The 17,569-nt window shown below is 63.8% G+C and carries 12 protein-coding genes and 3 pseudogenes; 6 read left to right on the forward strand and 9 right to left on the reverse strand.

The window, feature by feature from the left end:
• Nucleotides 1-200: 200 nt before the first annotated feature.
• Together nudC and KWO_RS02500 are read left to right on the forward strand one after the other, a co-directional pair.
• A complete protein-coding gene (gene nudC / locus KWO_RS02495; protein WP_010368103.1) occupies nucleotides 201-1,091 on the forward strand; it encodes an NAD(+) diphosphatase in 891 nt (296 codons plus the stop codon).
• Between the two features lie 73 nt (nucleotides 1,092-1,164).
• Nucleotides 1,165-2,064, forward strand: coding sequence for a cobalamin biosynthesis protein (locus KWO_RS02500; protein WP_017112691.1), 900 nt, complete (start codon nucleotides 1,165-1,167; stop codon nucleotides 2,062-2,064).
• 219 nt (nucleotides 2,065-2,283) lie between these two features.
• On the opposite strand, the gene KWO_RS02505 is transcribed toward KWO_RS02500, so the two are convergent.
• The 4 genes from KWO_RS02505 to KWO_RS02525 all read right to left on the reverse strand — a co-directional run bounded on the left by KWO_RS02505 (nucleotide 2,284) and on the right by KWO_RS02525 (nucleotide 6,387).
• Nucleotides 2,284-2,694 (reverse strand): DUF2752 domain-containing protein, encoded by a 411-nt coding sequence (locus tag KWO_RS02505; RefSeq protein WP_010368108.1) that lies wholly within the window; start codon nucleotides 2,692-2,694, stop codon nucleotides 2,284-2,286.
• Nucleotides 2,694-3,038, reverse strand: a complete 345-nt coding sequence (locus tag KWO_RS02510) for a CD225/dispanin family protein (RefSeq protein ID WP_010368109.1) — start codon at nucleotides 3,036-3,038, stop codon at nucleotides 2,694-2,696. Before KWO_RS02510 ends, KWO_RS02505 begins: the two co-directional genes overlap by 1 nt.
• 455 nt (nucleotides 3,039-3,493) lie before the next feature.
• The gene (locus tag KWO_RS02520; RefSeq protein ID WP_010379453.1) at nucleotides 3,494-5,416 is read right to left on the reverse strand and encodes an MFS transporter; all 1,923 of its coding nucleotides are present in this window, start codon (nucleotides 5,414-5,416) and stop codon (nucleotides 3,494-3,496) included.
• Nucleotides 5,417-5,484: 68 nt separating this feature from the next.
• Complete coding sequence (locus KWO_RS02525) at nucleotides 5,485-6,387, reverse strand: LysR family transcriptional regulator (RefSeq protein ID WP_017112692.1); 903 nt, start codon at nucleotides 6,385-6,387, stop codon at nucleotides 5,485-5,487.
• 97 nt (nucleotides 6,388-6,484) lie between these two features.
• Here KWO_RS02525 and KWO_RS02530 point away from each other — a divergent pair, with 97 nt between their 5' ends.
• Nucleotides 6,485-7,675, forward strand: a complete 1,191-nt coding sequence (locus KWO_RS02530) for an MFS transporter (RefSeq protein WP_010379459.1) — start codon at nucleotides 6,485-6,487, stop codon at nucleotides 7,673-7,675.
• Between the two features lie 129 nt (nucleotides 7,676-7,804).
• Here the strand turns inward: KWO_RS02530 and yccS are convergent, their stop codons facing one another.
• From yccS to purH, 5 genes are all read right to left on the reverse strand, one after another.
• The gene (yccS, locus tag KWO_RS02535; RefSeq protein ID WP_010379461.1) at nucleotides 7,805-10,018 is read right to left on the reverse strand and encodes a YccS family putative transporter; all 2,214 of its coding nucleotides are present in this window, start codon (nucleotides 10,016-10,018) and stop codon (nucleotides 7,805-7,807) included.
• Nucleotides 10,019-10,231: 213 nt separating this feature from the next.
• Nucleotides 10,232-11,527, reverse strand: coding sequence for a phosphoribosylamine--glycine ligase (purD, locus tag KWO_RS02540; RefSeq protein WP_010379462.1), 1,296 nt, complete (start codon nucleotides 11,525-11,527; stop codon nucleotides 10,232-10,234).
• A gap of 20 nt (nucleotides 11,528-11,547) precedes the next feature.
• Nucleotides 11,548-12,162 (reverse strand): DUF4276 family protein, encoded by a 615-nt coding sequence (locus KWO_RS02545; RefSeq protein ID WP_010379465.1) that lies wholly within the window; start codon nucleotides 12,160-12,162, stop codon nucleotides 11,548-11,550.
• Nucleotides 12,162-13,397 carry an AAA family ATPase gene (locus KWO_RS02550; protein WP_010379468.1) on the reverse strand — a complete coding sequence of 412 codons (1,236 nt, stop codon included), beginning with the start codon at nucleotides 13,395-13,397 and terminating at the stop codon, nucleotides 12,162-12,164. The genes KWO_RS02545 and KWO_RS02550 overlap by 1 nt, the downstream gene beginning before the upstream one ends.
• A 49-nt stretch (nucleotides 13,398-13,446) precedes the next feature.
• Nucleotides 13,447-15,030 (reverse strand): bifunctional phosphoribosylaminoimidazolecarboxamide formyltransferase/IMP cyclohydrolase, encoded by a 1,584-nt coding sequence (gene purH / locus KWO_RS02555; RefSeq protein WP_010379469.1) that lies wholly within the window; start codon nucleotides 15,028-15,030, stop codon nucleotides 13,447-13,449.
• Between the two features lie 74 nt (nucleotides 15,031-15,104).
• Here purH and KWO_RS02560 point away from each other — a divergent pair.
• From KWO_RS02560 to KWO_RS02575, 3 pseudogenes are all read left to right on the forward strand, one after another.
• Nucleotides 15,105-15,706: pseudogene (locus KWO_RS02560) on the forward strand (CDP-alcohol phosphatidyltransferase family protein).
• Nucleotides 15,707-15,938: 232 nt separating this feature from the next.
• Nucleotides 15,939-16,572: pseudogene (locus KWO_RS02570) on the forward strand (lysophospholipid acyltransferase family protein).
• Nucleotides 16,569-17,539, forward strand: a pseudogene (locus tag KWO_RS02575) (phosphatidate cytidylyltransferase). The pseudogenes KWO_RS02570 and KWO_RS02575 overlap by 4 nt, the downstream one beginning before the upstream one ends.
• Nucleotides 17,540-17,569: the final 30 nt, after the last annotated feature.

Below are 17,569 nucleotides of genomic sequence, written 5' to 3' on the forward strand. Positions count from 1 at the left end.
ACCGGCTAGCGTGGATGCCTTGACGTTGTGATATCCGCACGCCCTGCCGGGGATTGGGCCACATGCGGCCTGCCGTGAACCACAGGCCGAGCCAATCACCAGCGCGGGTGGCGCCCACGTCTGAACACGCACCGCAGCTGCCTTAGGCAGAGTGCTTATGATGGTTGCAGGCGCTGCCGATTATCGGCAGGCTTGCGCCGATGTCAGAGCCTCTTTTTTCATCTTCCGGTTTTGCCTTCACCCACGCGCCGCTCGATCGCGGTGATGTGCTGCGTGACGATCCCGACGCCCTGGCGCGTCTCTGGCCGCAGGGCCGTGTGCTGTTGCTCGATGCCAAAGGCGCGGCGCTGGCCGATGCCGATGGCCAGCCGCTGTTGATGGGGGGCGCGGCACTGGCCGATGGTCCAGAGGCGGCGATCTTCCTGGGCCTGCGCGACGCGGTGGGCTGGTTTTGTCTGCCGGCCGACATTGCCGCGGTGCAGGCGCCCCAGCGGATCGATCTACGCCAGGCGGCGGCCGACTGGCCCGCCGAGATCGCGACCGCCTTCGCTTATGCACGGGCGATGCTGCACTGGCAATCGCGCACGCGCTTTTGCGGCGTCTGCGGCGGTGCGATCGCGTTCCGGCGCGCCGGCTTCATCGCGCACTGCACGCAATGCCAGACCGAGCATTACCCACGCGTGGATCCGGCCATTATCGTGGCGGTGAGCGATGGCGCGCGCTTGCTGCTCGGCCGCCAGGCCAGTTGGACGCCAGGCCGTTATTCGGTGATTGCCGGGTTCGTCGAGCCGGGTGAGTCGCTGGAGCAGACCGTGGTGCGCGAGGTGTTCGAGGAAACCCGCGTGCATGTGCAGGATTGCCGCTATCTGGGCGCGCAGCCGTGGCCGTTCCCAGGCGCGCTGATGCTGGGCTTCACGGCGCGTGCCGCAGCGACCGAGGTGCCGCAGGTCACCGGAGAACTGGAAGACGCGCGCTGGGTCAGCCATGCGCAGGTCACCGCCGCGCTGGCCGGCGAGGGCGACATCGGGTTGCCGCCGCGTATCTCTATTGCGCGTGCATTGATCGAGCACTGGCATCGCACGCATGGCTGAGCCTGGCTGGCGGTCGCGACCTTGCAGCGGCGCTTGCGTCCGCTCGGCTAGACTCGGCTGAGGAGGCCCACCCATGTTCACCACCCTGGTAGCCGTCGTCGTCGCACTCACGCTGGGCCATCTGGTGCCGGCGCAGGTGGCCAAACTGCGCAATTTCGCCTGGTTCGGCCAATGGCTGCGTCGGTTGGACAGTTACGCGGCCGGGCGCGGTGCGTGGCAAGGCCGCTATGGCGTGCTGCTAGCGCTGCTGCCGGCGCTGCCGGCGCTGCTGGTGTTGCTGGTGCAGTGGCTGCTGGACGATGTCTGGCACGGCTTTCTGGACTTGCTGTTCGGCGTGGCGGTGCTGGCCTGGACCTGGGGCCCGCGCGATTTGGATCGCGATGTAGAAGCGGTGATCGATGCCGACGAGCCGCATACGCGGCGCGAGGCGATTTCGCACCTGCAGGCCGCGGGCGGCAGCGTGCATGAAGACACGCCGTCGCTGGTGGAAGCGGTGGTGGTCAATGGCCTGCGGCGCTGGTTTGCGGTGCTGTGGTGGTTTTTGCTGCTGGGCCCGTTCGGCGCGGTGCTCTACCGGCTGACTGCATCAGCGGTGGAAAGCCCGCTGGCGGTTTTGCTGCCGCCACGCAATCTGGGCGGCGCACGTTGGCTGCTGGCGGTGTTGGAATGGCCGGTGGCGCAGCTGATGACGATGTCGATGGCGCTGGTGGGTAACTTCGAGACGGTGTTCCGCGCCTGGCGTGAAGCGCATGGCAACCGCTGGTCGCTGGAACCGCATTTTCTCGGTGCCGTCGCGCGTGCCAGCGTCAGCGCAGAGCTGCGCGAAGAAGCGCACGATTACACCGATTCGGGCTTGGTGCCCGTCTGGCGTCGACTGCCGGAAGTGCGCGATGCGATGAGCCTGGTCTGGCGCGTGCTGCTGCTGTGGTTGGTGGTGCTGGCGTTGCTGGTGATTGCTGGGTGGGTGCGGTAGTGCCGCGCCTGCTTAGAAACAGTTAATCGCCTGTGCAACCGGTGATGGAAAGCTCAAGCGCATCGCCATTGGCGTCCACAAGAGCCGGCTGCCATCTTCGAACTGAATGACGATTGCGCCTGGTCGGTGATGGAGAACAGTCTTAACTGCCTTCCCGGCCAAGAGTTCAGTCGCGCGCTCGGATGCTAGTTCCAAGTTCACAGCGTTGATCCTTGCGGTCTAACCCGGCGCCAGCAGCGTAAACGGGTACCACGGCAAATTTCTTGCAACCCAATAGGTGGGCAGCGCCAACAACCAGAACTTCGGTTCGGACATCACCGCCACGACGGGTGCAAACCAGCGTGCGCGCCAGCCGGCTTTCCAGGCGATCAGGCCGGGCAGGGTGAACAGGCCGAGCACCGCGGCCGGATTCATTGCGAAGGCGCCGGGTAGATCGAAGTGGACCAGCGCATACAGTGCGCGGGTCATGCCGCAGCCGGGGCAGTAGCAGCCGGTGACGGCACGAAAAACGCAGGGCGGGAACGGGCTGTTGCTCGCATTCGGGTCGAAGCGATACAGCAACGACACGCCAAAGGCGGCCACGCTGGTGGCCGCCCCCAGTCCAAGCCAGTGGCGTGGACGCAGTTCCATTACTTCATGTGCTGCAACTGCTGCATGTAGTCCATGTAGCCCTGCATGCCGCCGGTGGCCACCATGCCGATGCTGATCAGCAAGCCGATCGCAGCCAGCACGCTGGTCACGATGCACCAGGTCTTGGCGGTGTTGGAGGCACGACGTGCGCCGTCGATGTCGCCCTGGTTGAGCAGGCCGTTGACCTTGCTGGAAAACACGATCGCCACGATGCCGGAGATCAGGGCCGGGCAGCACAGGCAGAAGCCGAGCACGGTGGAGACGATCGCCCAGATCAGGTGATTCGGCACCGGGCCGGGCGCGGCGCTGGACGAGGGATGGATCGGCGGTGGCATGGCACTCATGGTGAAGCTCCTTGGGTGGTAAACAACAGCGAACTGATGGGTGAGTGGGGTGCGTTATCGGTAGCCTTGCGCAGCGGCAATGCGCGATGGGCGCGCCGGCGCTGGCCGGATGGTCCTCAAGCAGACGTCGGCATGCGCGTGAGCGGCAAGCCAGGTGTCGGCATCTGTGGACGTGGGCCAATGCTGGATGTTTGCTCGCGCAAGCGACATGCACACTGCGCCCACGCAGTAATCGCGCGCGTTGCCATGCGCATCGCTGCCTGCATGACGGCCAGCCGCTGGACTGAGCGCCGCCCGCCGATCACGGCAGACGCCTCAGGCGCGATGATGTTGAGCACAACGACGTCCCCCGGTACGACCAGCCGCGTCCGCTTGGTGGATGCGGCGGCAAAGCGTGCAATGGCGCACAGGCTACTCGCGGCGCGTCATCGACGCAAAGTCTACAGCTGCCAAGCTCAGTACTGGTCCTGACGCAGTGCGCGCACCTGTTGTTCCAACAGCGCGGCGCTGGCGTGATCGCCTGCAACCGCCGCACCTGCCACCACTTCGATCTGCGCGCGCATCCGCCGCGGCACCCGCATGCGGCCCAGGCGCGTGTCGCGCCGGCTCCACATGCTCGACCACATGCCGCGCAGCGCCATCGGAATGACCGGCACGCTGCGGCGTTGCAGAATCTTTTCCACACCCGATTTGAATGGCGCGATCTCGCCATCCTTGGTCAACGCGCCCTCGGGGAAGATGCACACCAGCTCGCCATCGGCCAATGCGGCATCGATGCGGTCGAAGGCTTGTTGCATCAATGCGGGGTCTTCGCGCGCGCCGGCGATCGGGATGGCCTTGGCGGTGCGGAAGATCCAGCGCATCACCGGGATGCGGAAGATCTTGTAGTACATGACAAAGCGCACCGGGCGCGGAATCACTGCCGACAGAATCAGCGCGTCCATGTAGCTGACGTGGTTGCACACCAGCAGCGCTGCGCCCTCATCGGGCACGTGTGCGTCGATGTCGCGCGCGCGCAGGCGGTACAACACGCTCACCAGCACCCAGCTGAGGAAGCGCATCAGGAACTCGGGCACCAGGGTGAAGATCCACAGCGCCGCCAGCGTGTTGGCGATTGCCAGTGCCAGGAACACCTGCGGAATGCTCAGGCCCGGCAGCGGGATGCGCACCCCAAACAGCACCACGTGCGGCAACTGCAGCGCAATGCCAACGACGGCCGCAGCCACGATGAACAACGAGTTCTGGATGTTGAGCCCGGCAATCACGCGCGACAGCTCTGCCTTGGGCGTGCGGCTCTGGATCAGCGCAAACAACGGCACCACGAACAGGCCGGTAAACAGGCCGATGCCGATCAGATCGATGATCAGCCGCACGCTGCCGGGCTGCTGCACGAACTGGCCGATCGAAAGGCCTGTGACGGGCGCCGCGCCAGGGCGGGCGAAGTACAGATCCAGCAGGAATGCGCTGATGCCGAACGCGCCCAGCGGCACCAAGCCGATTTCCACGGTGCGCCCGGACAGGCGTTCGCATAGCAGCGAGCCCACGCCGGTGCCGATCGAAAACAGTGCCAGCGCAAACACGTACAGGTCCTGCTGGCCGCCGAGGTTGAGCTGCGCATAGGTGGGCAGCTGCGCGGTCAACACGGTGCCGATGAACCAGAACCACGACACACCCAACACCGAATTGCGCACCGCCAGCGTGCGCCGGGTCAGGCGCATGATGGCGCGCGATTCGGGGATGGGATTCCAGTTGATCTTCAGCTCGGGCGCGCCGGCGTCCACGCGCGGTACCAGCCGCGCCACCAGGTTGCCGGTGACCGCAATTGCGATCACCGCCGTCGCCGCAGCTTCCGGACCATGGCTGCCGGCGATCTGGAAGATCAGCCCGCCGAAGATCATCCCGCACAGGATCGAGATGGAGGTGCCCATTTCGACCAATCCGTTACCGCCGGTGAGTTCTTCCGGCTTGAGTACCGATGGCAGGATCGAATATTTCACCGGCCCAAATAGCGTGGACTGCAGCCCGGTGCAGAACAGCGCAATCAGCAGGATCACCATGTTTTCGGTGATGAAGCCGACGGCGGCCAGTGACATGATCGCAATCTCCATCGTGGTGGTGATCACGATGAGCTTCTGTTTTTCCAGTTTCTCGGCGATCTGCCCGGCCAGCGCGGAGAACAGGAAGTACGGCAGGATGAACAATGCCGGCGCCAGGTTCGTATACAGCGTGCGCTGCGCGGCATTGATGCCGAGATAGAACAACAGGCCGATGATGGCCTGCCGATAGACGTTGTCGTTGAACGCGCCCAGCGCCTGGACAGCGAAGAACGGCAAGAAGCGGCGCTGCCTGAGCAGGGCGAACTGGCTGTGACCGGACATGCAGTTTCCTTTGCGAACGCGCGCAGCCTAGCAGTCTTCCACGGCGTGCTGGTGGATGGCGGCTGCGCTCAGCGGGCGATACGTGCCGGCGGCTTGGGGCGTGCAAGCTGGGCACGCAGCAAGGCGACGAAGGCGCGCGCGGCCGGGCTGGGGTCGGGCCGCCACACTGCATACGTCAGAAAGCGGTAGCGCTCCTTCAGCGCGACCGTGACCACGCCGCGCATGGCGCCGGCCATGGTCTGCGGGATGATGCCCACGCCCAGGGCGGCGGCGACCAGTTCGCGCACCAGATCGGCATGGGTCACTTCGTACTGCTGGCGCTGCCGCAGGCCGGCCTGCGCAAAGGCGGCATCGATGATGCCGCGCACGCCAGCACCGGGAATCAGCCCGGCCATCGGTTCGTCGTCCAGCTCGGCCAGTGCCACCCGCTTGCGCGCGGCGAAGCGATGGCCGGGGGCCACGATCAAGGCCAGCGCCTCTTCATGCAGCAGCAGGCGCTGCGCCGGCACCGCGACCTGCGGGCCGACGCCGACCAGGACGACATCCAGCCGGCCTTCGCCCAGATCGTGCAGCAGCGCTTCGCTCATGGCGGTGCGCAGATGCACATCCACCCGCGCATGCGCACTGCGGAACTGATGCAGTAAGCCCGGCAGCTGCACGGTGGTGAGCGAGGAGATCTGCCCCAACGCGAGCCGCCCGCGCACGGTGCCCAGGGCCTGCGCCATTTCCTCGTGCAGGCGCTCGGCCGCGTGCAGGGTCTGGCGGGCGTTATGCAGGAACACCTCGCCGGCGGCGGTGGGCCGCACCTGGCGGGTGCCGCGTTCGAACAGGCGCGCGCCGAAGGTCTCTTCGATCTTGGCAACTTGATGGCTGAGTGCCGATTGCACGGTGTTGCAGCGGCGTGCGGCAGCAGTGAAGCCGCCTTCTTCGGCCACGGCCACGGCGAATTCCAGTTGGCGCAGGGTCAGCATGCAATCTCGCAATACGATGGCTCTGGTGAAAACAATACATTGGAAAGATGCCAGCCGGCTGTCCACACTGCGCACATTCCTTGACCAAGCAGCAGCCATGCAGACCGAGCCCACCTCCCACCCGCCCTTGCCACGTCGCTTGGTGCTGCTGATGGCCGCTGCCACCGGGCTGGCGGTGGCGAGCAACTATTACGCCCAGCCCCTGCTGGAAACGCTGGCGCAGGCATTCGGCATCCAGATGCGCAGCGCCGGTGCAGTGGTTACGGCTGCGCAGTTGGCGTACGCGGGGGGGTTGCTGTTACTGGTACCACTGGGCGACCGGCTGGAGCGGCGCGGCCTGATCGTGGGCTTGTTCGCGCTGAGCGCGCTCGGCCTGCTGGTGAGCGCCAGTTCGCACAGTTTTACGATGTTGCTGGTCGGCACGATCGTGACCGGCGCCAGCTCGGTGGCGGCGCAGATCCTGGTGCCATTTGCCGCCACGCTGGCCGCGCCCCACGAGCGTGGCCGGGTGATCGGCACGGTGATGAGCGGGTTGTTGCTGGGGATCTTGCTGGCGCGCACCGCGGCCGGCGTGCTGGCCGGCGTAGGTGGCTGGCAGACGGTGTACTGGATCGCATCGGTCGCGTTATTGCTTACCGCCGGGTTGTTGTGGCGTGGGCTGCCGCGCCATCCGGGCAATGCGCAACTGGCGTATCCACAGCTGGTGGGCTCGGTGCTGACGTTGCTGCGCGACGATGCGGTGCTGCGTTCGCGCTCCATACTGGGCGGGCTGATTTTTGCCGGCTTCAGCATGTTCTGGACCACCCTGGCGTTTTTGTTGTCCGGGCCGAACTATTCCTATGGCACGGCGGTGATCGGGTTATTCGGCCTGATCGGTGCGGCCGGTGCGCTGGCTGCCAATCGCTCCGGGCATTGGTCCGACCACGGCCATGGCGACCGCGTGAGCTGGGGCGGGCTGGTGATGTTGCTGCTGTCGTGGGGCTTGCTGGCGTTTGCGCCGCACTCGATCGTGCTGCTGATCGTCGGTGTGCTGCTGCTGGATATCGCGGTGCAGGGCGTGCATATCGCCAACCAAAGCGTGATCTATCAGCGCACTCCGACTGCGCGCAATCGCATCACCTCCGCCTACATCACTTGTTACTTCATCGGCGGTGCGCTGGGCTCGACCCTGGGCACGGCGGCGTATGCGCAGGCTGGGTGGATGGGTGTGGTGATCGGTGGAGCGGTGCTTGCTGCAGCGGCGCTGGGTTGGGTGGGACTGAGCGTGGCGCGCAAGCAGTGGAAGTAAGCCTGGCTGATGGAAACGCCGCTGCGACTTAGCCGGTGTGGCGGTTACTCGGCATTACAGTGCTCGGCTCCGCGTTGTCCACGGATGCTGCGTCGGTGGCGCAGCGTCCAGGCCCACAGAGACGATGCGTTAGGCCTTGTTGATTGCCAGACGCGGCGGATTCTCTGCCGGCGCCATTGTCACCGCCAACGCTGCAGCGCGCAGCTTGGGCAGCAGGCGCAGCGTCAATGCCAACTGGTCGCGCACCAGGCGTTGTTTGGGTGGCAACTGCACGGCGTGTTGTTCCAGCGTTTCGGCGATGGCCAGTTCTTCGCTTTCGTCGTGCACCGGCAGCGGTTGGCGTTGGCCGAGCGCGCTGGCGATTTCGCTCAGCGCGCGCTGCAGGTACTCGCCGGCCTGCGCGATGGCGGCATCGTGTTCGCCCTCCAGCGCGGCGCGATGCGCACCCAATGCAGACAGATAGCCGAGCAAGGTGTTGGACAGCGCCAGGAAGCGAAACCCCGCATCCAGATTGCGCCGGTAGCGACCTGGCTCGCGCAGCATGTTGGACAGCGCCACCGACAACGCGGCATCGGCGTTGTGCATGTCGCGGCGCGCGATGCGGTAGGGCAGATCGTCGCGCATGCCGCTGGCGTATTGCTCCAGCACTGGGGTGAGATAGCGCGCGCAGCTGGCCAGTACCGTGGCCATCACCTGGTTCAGGCGGCGGCCCTGCCAGTCCGGCAGGATCAGGAACGAAGCAGCCGCGGCAATCGCGCAGCCAATCAGGGTGTCGATCAGGCGCGGCCAGATCAGCACGAAGCCATCGCCGAGCAGGTTGAAGCAGAACAGCGCCATCACCGTGATGCCGGCAGTGGCCAGCATGTAGCGGTCGGTGCGGGTGATGAAAAACACCAGCGCAGCAACCAGCGCCAGCAGCAGTTGCACTTCGGTACCGGGAAATAGCTGCATCAACGCCCAGGTGGCGACCAGGCCGATCAAGGTGCCGGCGATGCGCTGCACCAGCCGCAAGCGCGTGGCGCCGTAATTGGGCCGGCAGACGAACGCGGTGGTGAGCAGGATCCAGTAGCCGTTGTCGGCATGGATGGATTGCATGATGGCGTAGCCGACCAGCAGCGCGATGGCCATGCGCAGGCCGTGGCGGAACAGCACCGAGCCGGGCGTGAGTTGCTGCACCAGCCGTGCGCCCATTTCGCGTAAGGTATGCGGCGAGGAATCGCGCAGGCGGGTGTCGAGGTTCTCGCTGGTGGAATCGGATTGCGCTGCCTCCGATAACTTGCGTTCGATGCTTTGCAGGTTGGTCACTAGCAGTTCCAGTGCGCCCAGCAGCCGCGTCAACGCAGGGTCGGTACGCGCGTGCAGATAATCCAGCGATTGGCGTAGATCTTCGGTGGCCAGACGGCTGTTGTCGCCGTAATCGAACGGATGGCGCAGGCGGATCGCCTCGCCCAGCGCGGTGCACGCCTTGCCTTGCAATGCGAGCAGGCGCTGGCAGCGATACAGCACGTCGCTGTGGAAGAACGCGTCGGTCAGCGCTTCGTACGGATAATGCGACGAGCTGGCGCGTTCATGGAATTCCTGCGCCATGTAATACAGCCGGAAATACAGGCCAGATTGCACGCCCGGCCGCCCCGAGCGGCCGAAGCGGCTCATGATCGCGGTCTTGGCCGCATTGAGCGCGCCGACCACCTTGGCGTTCTGTTCGGCCAATGCCAGCCGGCGTGCATGCAGGTCGCTTTGGCGTACCGGTTCGAACAGATCGGCCTTGAGCTTGAGATAGCGTCCCAGCTCGAAAAACAGCCGCGACAGCCGCTCGCGCACCGGGCGATTGGCGAACAGGATGGTCCACAGGATCGACAGCACGCCATACCAGGTCGCCCCGATCAACAGCAGCGCCGCGCCATGCCAGGCGATCGACGGATCGTGGTTGCCGTGCTGGTCCATGCCGATCATGGCGTAGATCGACAAGGCCACCGTGGCCTGCGCGATCGAGGCATAGCGCTCGCCCAGCGCACCGAGCAGGGTCAACGAGAACGTCGCCAACGCCATGCCGATCACGAACGGCAGCGGGTATGGAAACAGCAGCACCACCGCAGCTGCAGCGGCAGCAAAACACAACAGCGACAGCAGCACCGATTTGATGCGGCCCAGCCAGTTGTCGTCGGTTTCTGCAATGGCGCTGGCAATCGCGCCGAGGAACAGCGCCGGTACCGCGGTGAGTTGCTGCCAGTGCCAGCACACGCCCATCGCCACCGCCAACGCGATGAACACGCGCAGGCCATAGCTGGCCTTTTCATGGGCCCACAAACGGCTTAAGCGGGTTTCGAAGGAGGGAGTGGCCACAGTCTCTACAGGGGAGGGTGCCCGGGCATTATTGCCGCAGCCACGTGCCACCGGGGTAGATGGCGGCTAGTTCTTTGTCAGTAGCTGCGTGGCGTGGGTTGGTGCAGGCGGCACGCGCTGGCGTAGGCGCGTGCTGTGGCGGTTCGCGGAGGCGCTGCGACCGATGCCCTGCGACAGCGCGCACTGGGCGCTGCTGTCGCAGGCGTGAAGCGCTTAGCCCTGCGCGTTTTGCTCGCGCACGATTGCCCGCCAGCCGATGTCGCTGCGCTGGAAAGCGCTGGCCCAGTGGATCGGCTGCAGGCCGGCGTAGGCGGTGCGCTGCGCGTCATGCACGCTGTCGCCCAGGGCCGCAACGCACAGCACGCGGCCACCGGCGCTGACCACCTCACCGGCGGCATTCAACGCAGTGCCGGCATGGAAGACCTTGGCGTTGGCCGGCACCGCGTCCAGGCCGGTGATGACTTCACCGGTGACCGGGGTTTCCGGGTAAGGCTTGGCGGCGATGACCACGCCCAGTGACGGGCGCGCGTCCCACTGTGCTTGCGTGCGGTCGAGCCTGCCGTCGATGGCCGCGTTGAGCAGATCGACCAGATCCGACTGCAGGCGCAGCATCACCGGCTGGGTTTCGGGGTCGCCGAAGCGCACGTTGAATTCGATCACCTTGGGCGCGCCGTGCGCGTCGATCATCAGTCCAGCGTAGAGAAAGCCGGTGAACGGCACGCCGTCGGCAATCATGCCCTGCACGGTCGGCTCGACCACCTCGCGCATCACCCGCGCATGCACCTCGGGTGTGACGACGGGGGCTGGCGAATACGCGCCCATGCCGCCGGTATTGGGACCGGTGTCGCCATCGCCGACACGCTTGTGATCCTGGCTGGTCGCCATCGGCAGGGCGTGCTTGCCATCGACCATCGAGATGAAGCTGGCTTCTTCGCCATCGAGAAATTCTTCGATGACCACGCGTGCGCCGGCGTCACCGAACGCATTGCCCGAAAGCATGTCGCGCACTGCATCTTCGGCCTCGGCCAAGGTCATCGCCACGATCACGCCCTTGCCGGCGGCCAGGCCATCGGCCTTGACCACGATCGGTGCGCCTTTTTCGCGCACGTACGCAAGCGCCGCATCCACGTCCGTATGCACCGCGTAATACGCCGTGGGAATGCCGTGGCGGGCGAGGAAATCCTTGGCGAAGGCTTTGCTGCCTTCCAACTGCGCGGCCTTGGCGGTGGGCCCGAAGATGCGCAGGCCGGCCGCGTGGAAGCGGTCGACCACGCCCAGCACCAACGGCACTTCCGGGCCGACTACGGTAAGCGCGACCGCTTCGCGCTGCGCCAGCGCGAGCAAGCCGTCCAGGTCATCGACCTTGATCACGACATTGCGGCATTTGGCTTCGGTGGCGGTACCGGCATTGCCCGGCGCCACCAGCACTTCGCTCACGTGCGCGGACTGCGCGATCTTCCAGGCCAGGGCATGTTCACGGCCGCCGGAGCCGATGACGAGGATTTTCATAATTTATAACCCAATATTGTTCAGTCAATCGCACTGCGCACAGCGCCTATAAACGCGTTGAAGCTCTCGGATATATTGCGGCCAGGGTCGATCTTTGCACCAATCAGTCGCGCTGCATTGATCTTGGGTAGTCCTTCCGCAAAGTAGCCATATCCTTTCATGATTCGCTCGAATGCTTCCCAGGTGCCGCCCCTGATGCTGTCTGGTTTCCGATAAGCCTTCTGCTTATCCACAGTCGAGGCTACGCGTGGGAAAACTGCTTTGACTGCTTGCCAATCGCCGAAGTACCAAGCTTCTAATTCTTCAACAACGATGCGTGTCACGAAATTCCATTGGGCGCTTCCAGTTGACTTGGGGATCAAGCCAGATCTTTTTGCAATTTCTTCTAAATTGCTTCGCAGCTCTTTGCAGTCATCCTCGTCTCTATCAACTACGATAATAATTCGCCAGTCTTCCGGGATGTAGTTTGCGTATGCCCCTAGGCGCGCTTCGGCTTTAGCTAATAAGTCAGACTTTCCTTGGAATGTCCGAATTGCATACGTCTTGCCAGCTGGAATCATGCGCGGGAGAAGCGCATGTAGAAAATTCTCCATGGAAGGCTCTTCCACAAGAATTTCTAAATGATTTGCGCTCATCAAGCCTTCTCCGGAAGCAGGCTCGCCGGTGCACCTTGATTGGTTAGGGGATCTCCAACGCCAAGCTGTCCCTCCATCCATAGATGGCCAAGTAATGCTCCATGTTTTATGAATTCGCGTATTCCTGGAAGGTCCGCTGCTCGACGAGTCTGCGTGTAGCCCTGATCGTCCCTCCAAAGGACGCGGACTTCCTCGGGGCGAAGAGAGTTTAGAAAAAATGGGGAGTGACTCGTGACGAGCAACTGAGTCTGGGCACTAGATTTTCTGCACTCTTCCGCTAGCTCTGGCAGTAGTCTTGGATGGAGAAAGTTTTCGGGCTCTTCGATGCCAATGAAAGGCGGAGGTGCGGGATCATAAAGAAGGACGAGATACGCTAGCATTTTCAGCGTGCCATCCGACGCAAATCTAGCAAGTACAGGATGGCTGAAGGGGGCGTCCTTGATTTGAAGGAGAAGGCGTCCGTCAGGCATCGCTTCAGCAAGAACGCGTTCAACTCTTGGTATGCGCTCTCTCAGCGCCGAGAATACGTCCTCAAGGCGATTCGGATGTTGTTCAGCCAGAAATTGGATGACATTAGCTAGATTGTCACCAGTTCTACTGAGTCTGTCCTGTGGGCCGGCTTCAGGCTGACCACGCGAACTGTCTGCTGACAGGTAAGAAACATACCAACCGGTAATGAAGTCTCGTAACGCTGCAACTCGCGGGTGCTCTGCGAACTGGCCTAGCGCATTGACGGCTAAAAGATCTGCGGATTTTAGCGGTGTGTCAATACGCTTGTCCTGATCATCAGGGCGCTCGCCACTAGCGGCTTTGCCAATTCCTTCTCGATACTCCAGAAAGCGAAATGGTCTGCCTCGCTCACTGCGCCGCCACTGTAGCCACTCCTCAATGACTACTGGGGAACTGCTTCGTTCATCCACCGATAGGTGGTAAGTGATTAATGGATAGCCAGGTTCGCGGTACTTAATCTCAATTGTAATGGGACCTTCGCTTCCGCGCGTTTTTAGCTCCTTAGCTCTGCCACGTTTGTCCCATGCTCGCCGCAAGCCAAGCTCAAAGCACTCGGCTAAAAATGCAAACACATCGAAAACTGTTGACTTGCCGCTGCCATTAGGCCCCAAAAGGACCGTTAGCGGAGTGATATCCCTGAGCTCAAGATCACGAATCGCTCGAAAATTTTGTATCTTTAAATACTCAATTCTCGCCACTTTCCGCGCGATCAATTCGTTTGCCATCAGTTCGTCTCCCGCTCCAACATGAAGTATCTGCGCTTGTATGCCTGTATCAATGCCGGAAGTGCCGCACGCCGGTGAACACCATCGCAAGGCCGTGTTCGTCGGCGGCGGCGATCACTTCGCCATCGCGCATCGAACCACCGGGCTGAATCACTGCCTTGATGCCGGCCGCTGCCGCCGCGTCGATACCATCGCGGAACGGGAAGAATGCATCCGAGGCCATCACCGAGCCGGCCACCGTGAGCTTGGCTTCTTCGGCCTTGAGCGCGGCAATCTTGGCGCTGACCACGCGGCTCATCTGCCCGGCGCCGACACCAATGGTGCGGCTGTCCTTGGCGTAGACAATGGCGTTGGACTTGACGTACTTGGCCACGCGCCAGGCAAACAGCAGATCGCCCAGTTCGGCCTCATTGGGCGCACGCTGGGTGACCACGCTCAATTCGCCCAGCGACATGCCGCGGTTGTCGGCCGACTGCATCAACAGGCCAGAGCCGATCCGCTTGGTGTCGTAGTTGTTCAAGCCATTGCCGTGCGGAATCTTGAGCACGCGCACGTTGGCCTTCTTGGTGGCGTATTCCAGTGCGCCGGCCTCGTAATCGGGCGCGATCAGCACTTCCACGAACTGACGATCCAGAATAGCTTTGGCAGTCGCTGCATCGAGCGTCTTGTTGAAGGCCAGGATGCCGCCGAATGCGCTGGTCGGGTCGGTGGCGTAGGCCAGTTCATAGGCATCGCCGCAGGCTGCACCCACGGCCACGCCGCAGGGGTTGGCGTGCTTGACGATCACACAGGCCGGCGCATCGAACTGGCGCACGCATTCCCACGCGGCATCGGCATCGGCCAGGTTGTTGTAGCTGAGTTCCTTGCCCTGCAACTGCTGGAAGGTGGCCAGCGTGCCCGGCACCGGGTACAGGTCGCGGTAGAACGCGCCGGACTGGTGCGGGTTTTCGCCGTAGCGCAGGTCCATCACCTTGACGAAGTTGGAATTGATCTGCGCCGGGAACGGGCTGCGCGTGGGCACCGCTTCGGTACTGTCGGCCACTGCCGAGAGATAGTTGCTGATCGCCGCGTCGTATTGCGCCACGCGGTTGAACGCGGCCACCGACAGCGCAAAACGCTTGGCCGCCGACAGTTGGCCGTTGTTGGCCTCCAGTTCGGCCAGCAGGTCGGGGTACTGCGCCGGGTCGGTGGCTACTGCCACGCGCGCGAAATTCTTGGCCGCGCTGCGCAGCATCGCCGGGCCGCCGATGTCGATGTTTTCCACCGCCTCGGCCAGCGTGCAATCGGCTTTGACCGTGACCGATTCGAACGGATACAGGTTCAGCACCAGCAGGTCGATCGGCGCGATGCCGTGTTCGGCCATCACCGCTTCATCGATGCCGGCGCGCCCGAGCAGGCCGCCGTGCACCAGCGGATGCAGGGTCTTGACGCGGCCGTCCATCATTTCCGGGAAACCGGTGAGGTCGGCGACGTCTTTCACCGGCAGGCCGGCTTCGCGGATCGCCTTGGCGGTGCCGCCGGTGGACAGCAGCTCGACGTTGCGCGCCACCAGCGCGCGGGCCAGGTCGATCAGGCCGGTCTTGTTGGAAACGGAGAGCAGGGCCCGGCGCACGGGCAGGAAATCAGGGGCCATCGGTGGGGGATGTCGTTGCGGGGCAGCCGATATTGTAGGCTGCGCCAGCGCTCGAATGGACTCAACAGCCCCGTATGGCCTGGATCTATGCATTGAAAGGACGCTTCCAGGCGCTGCTGCGGCCCATGGTGGGCGCGCTGTATCGCGGCGGCCACAGCTGGCCGCTGCTGTATCTGTTGTTACCCGTGTGGATGCTGGTGCGCATGGCGCTCAATGCGGTGGACAGCATGCTGGCCCGCGAGTTCGGCCAGCAATAGCGGCTGGGTGCTTACCTCAACGAACTCTGCGATGTGGTAGCCGACGCGGCGTTGTACTTGAGTCTGCTTGGTATGCCCGGTGTGAGCGCGCACTGGCTGTGGATCTTCGCGCTTTTGGCCGCGCTGACCGAATACGCCGGCGTGCTCGGCTTGATGGTCGGCGCCAGCCGCCGTTACGACGGGCCGATGGGCAAGAGCGAGCGCGCCTTCGTTATCGGCGTGCTGGGCGTGGGCCTGGCCAGCGGCTGCTGGGCGCACGCCGAGTCACCTGGGTGGCCATCGTGCTGAGCCTGGCCTGCATGGTCACGGTGTGGCGGCGCCGGCGCTTGGCGGCATATCCCGCAGCGGCGCCGCTGGGCAGCGTGGTGGTGCAGTTGATCGCGCTGGCCGCGGCATTGATCGGCAAGGCGCTGCTGTGACCGCGGCATATGCCCCAGATGCGCCCGCCGCGCCGATGGCAAGCGTGCAGCGCATGCAGCGGTTGTCGCCAGTCACTGGGTGGGTTGTTTCATTGCAATGGCTGGGCCATGCCATGCAGTCGGCGTTGTGCGTGATGTGTGCCCTGGCGTCGGACGTGGCGACATGGCTCGCCACTGCAGGACGAATTGTGGTGTTACCGCTGCGCATGCCGGTGCGTACCTTGGAGCAGAGATGATTGCCCATTTGATCGCGCGTGCCTGCAGTGGTGCCATTCGTACCTTGACCGGCGCGCGTGCGCTGTGGCGCGGCTGCGCGCCCTCCAACGAACGCCGCGTGTATTACGGCAACCACGCAAGTCACGGCGATTTCGTGCTGATCTGGTCATCGCTGCCGGTCCGCCTGCGCCATGAAGTGCGCCCGGTGGCGGCGGCCGACTACTGGCAGCGCACCGCACTGCGGCGCTATCTGATCCACGCGGTTTTCCAACGACGTGTTGATCGAACGCGACCCCTCCCAGCGCACGCGCAACCCGATCGCATGCCTGTGCGATGCGGTGGACGCCGACGATTCGTTGATCCTGTTTCCCGAAGGAACGCGCAACCCGGACGACGGCGTGCTGCCGTTCAAGAGCGGGCTGTATCACCTGGCGCGGCAACGCCCGGAACTGGAGTTCGTGCCAGTGTGCATCGATAACCTCAAGCGCGTGATGCCCAAAGGCAAGTGGTTGCCGTTGCCGCTGCTGTGCACTACCACCTTCGGTGTGCCGTTGCGGCTGGACGCGGACGAAACCAAGGACGCATTTCTGGCGCGTGCGCGTGAGGCCTTGTTGGCGTTATCGCCGGATCAGTTGGAGGCGCGCGCATGAGTCTTTATGCGTTTAGCGGGCAGCTGCAGCAGTCCTCGATGCAGCAACAGACGCTGTGGTTGTTCAGCGGTATCGCGCTCGTATTACTCATCGCCACGGCCATTTCCGAAACACTGCGCTGGCGCGCGCGCACGCCCGAGCGCGGTGCTGGACAACCTGGTCGCCCGCATCGGCGTATGGTGGGTAATGGCCGCAGTGGTCGGCATTGCCTTCGTCTTCGGGCGTGCCGGCGTCATTGGTTTGTTCGCGTTGGTGTCGTTGTTCGCGTTGCGCGAATTCATCACCCTCACCCCCAGCGGCGTGGCGATGACTACGCGCTGCTGGCTGCGTTCTACATCGTGTTGCCGTGGCAGTACGGCCTGGTGTGGGCCGGTTGGTACGGCATGTACACGTTGCTGATTCCGGTCTACGCATTTCTGGTGCTGCCCATCCTGGCCACCATTGGCGGGGACACCACGCGTTATCTGGAACACACCGCCAAAGTGTAGGGGGGGCTGATGATCTGCGTGTTCTGCATTTCGCATGTGCCGGCATTGTTGAATCTGGACATTCCCGGCTACGCCGGGCGCAATCTGCTGTTGATCGCATTCCTGGTGATCGTGGTGCAGTCTCGGACGTGCTGCAGTACGTGTGGGACAAATTGGCCGGCCGCCATCTGATCGCGCCGAAATTGTCGCCGTCCAAAACAATGGAAGGATTCATCGGCGGCGTGTTGTCGCCCCGCCTGCTCGGCATGGCGCTGTGGTGGATCACCCCGTTCGCGCCTTGGCATGCCTTCGGCCTGGCGTTGGTGGCCAATCTGATGGGCTTTTTCGGCGGGCTGGTGATGTCGGCGATCAAGCGCGACCGCGGCATCAAGGATTGGGGCCACATGATTGAAGGCCACGGCGGCGTACTCGATCGCCTGGATCCGGTGTGCTTCGCCGCGCCGGTGTTCTTCCACCTGATCCGCTACGGGTGGGCATGATCGCCTGCAAAGCAGATCGTCAGAACATCG

Source organism: Xanthomonas vasicola pv. musacearum NCPPB 4379 (genome assembly GCF_000277895.2).
GTDB lineage: Bacteria > Pseudomonadota > Gammaproteobacteria > Xanthomonadales > Xanthomonadaceae > Xanthomonas > Xanthomonas vasicola.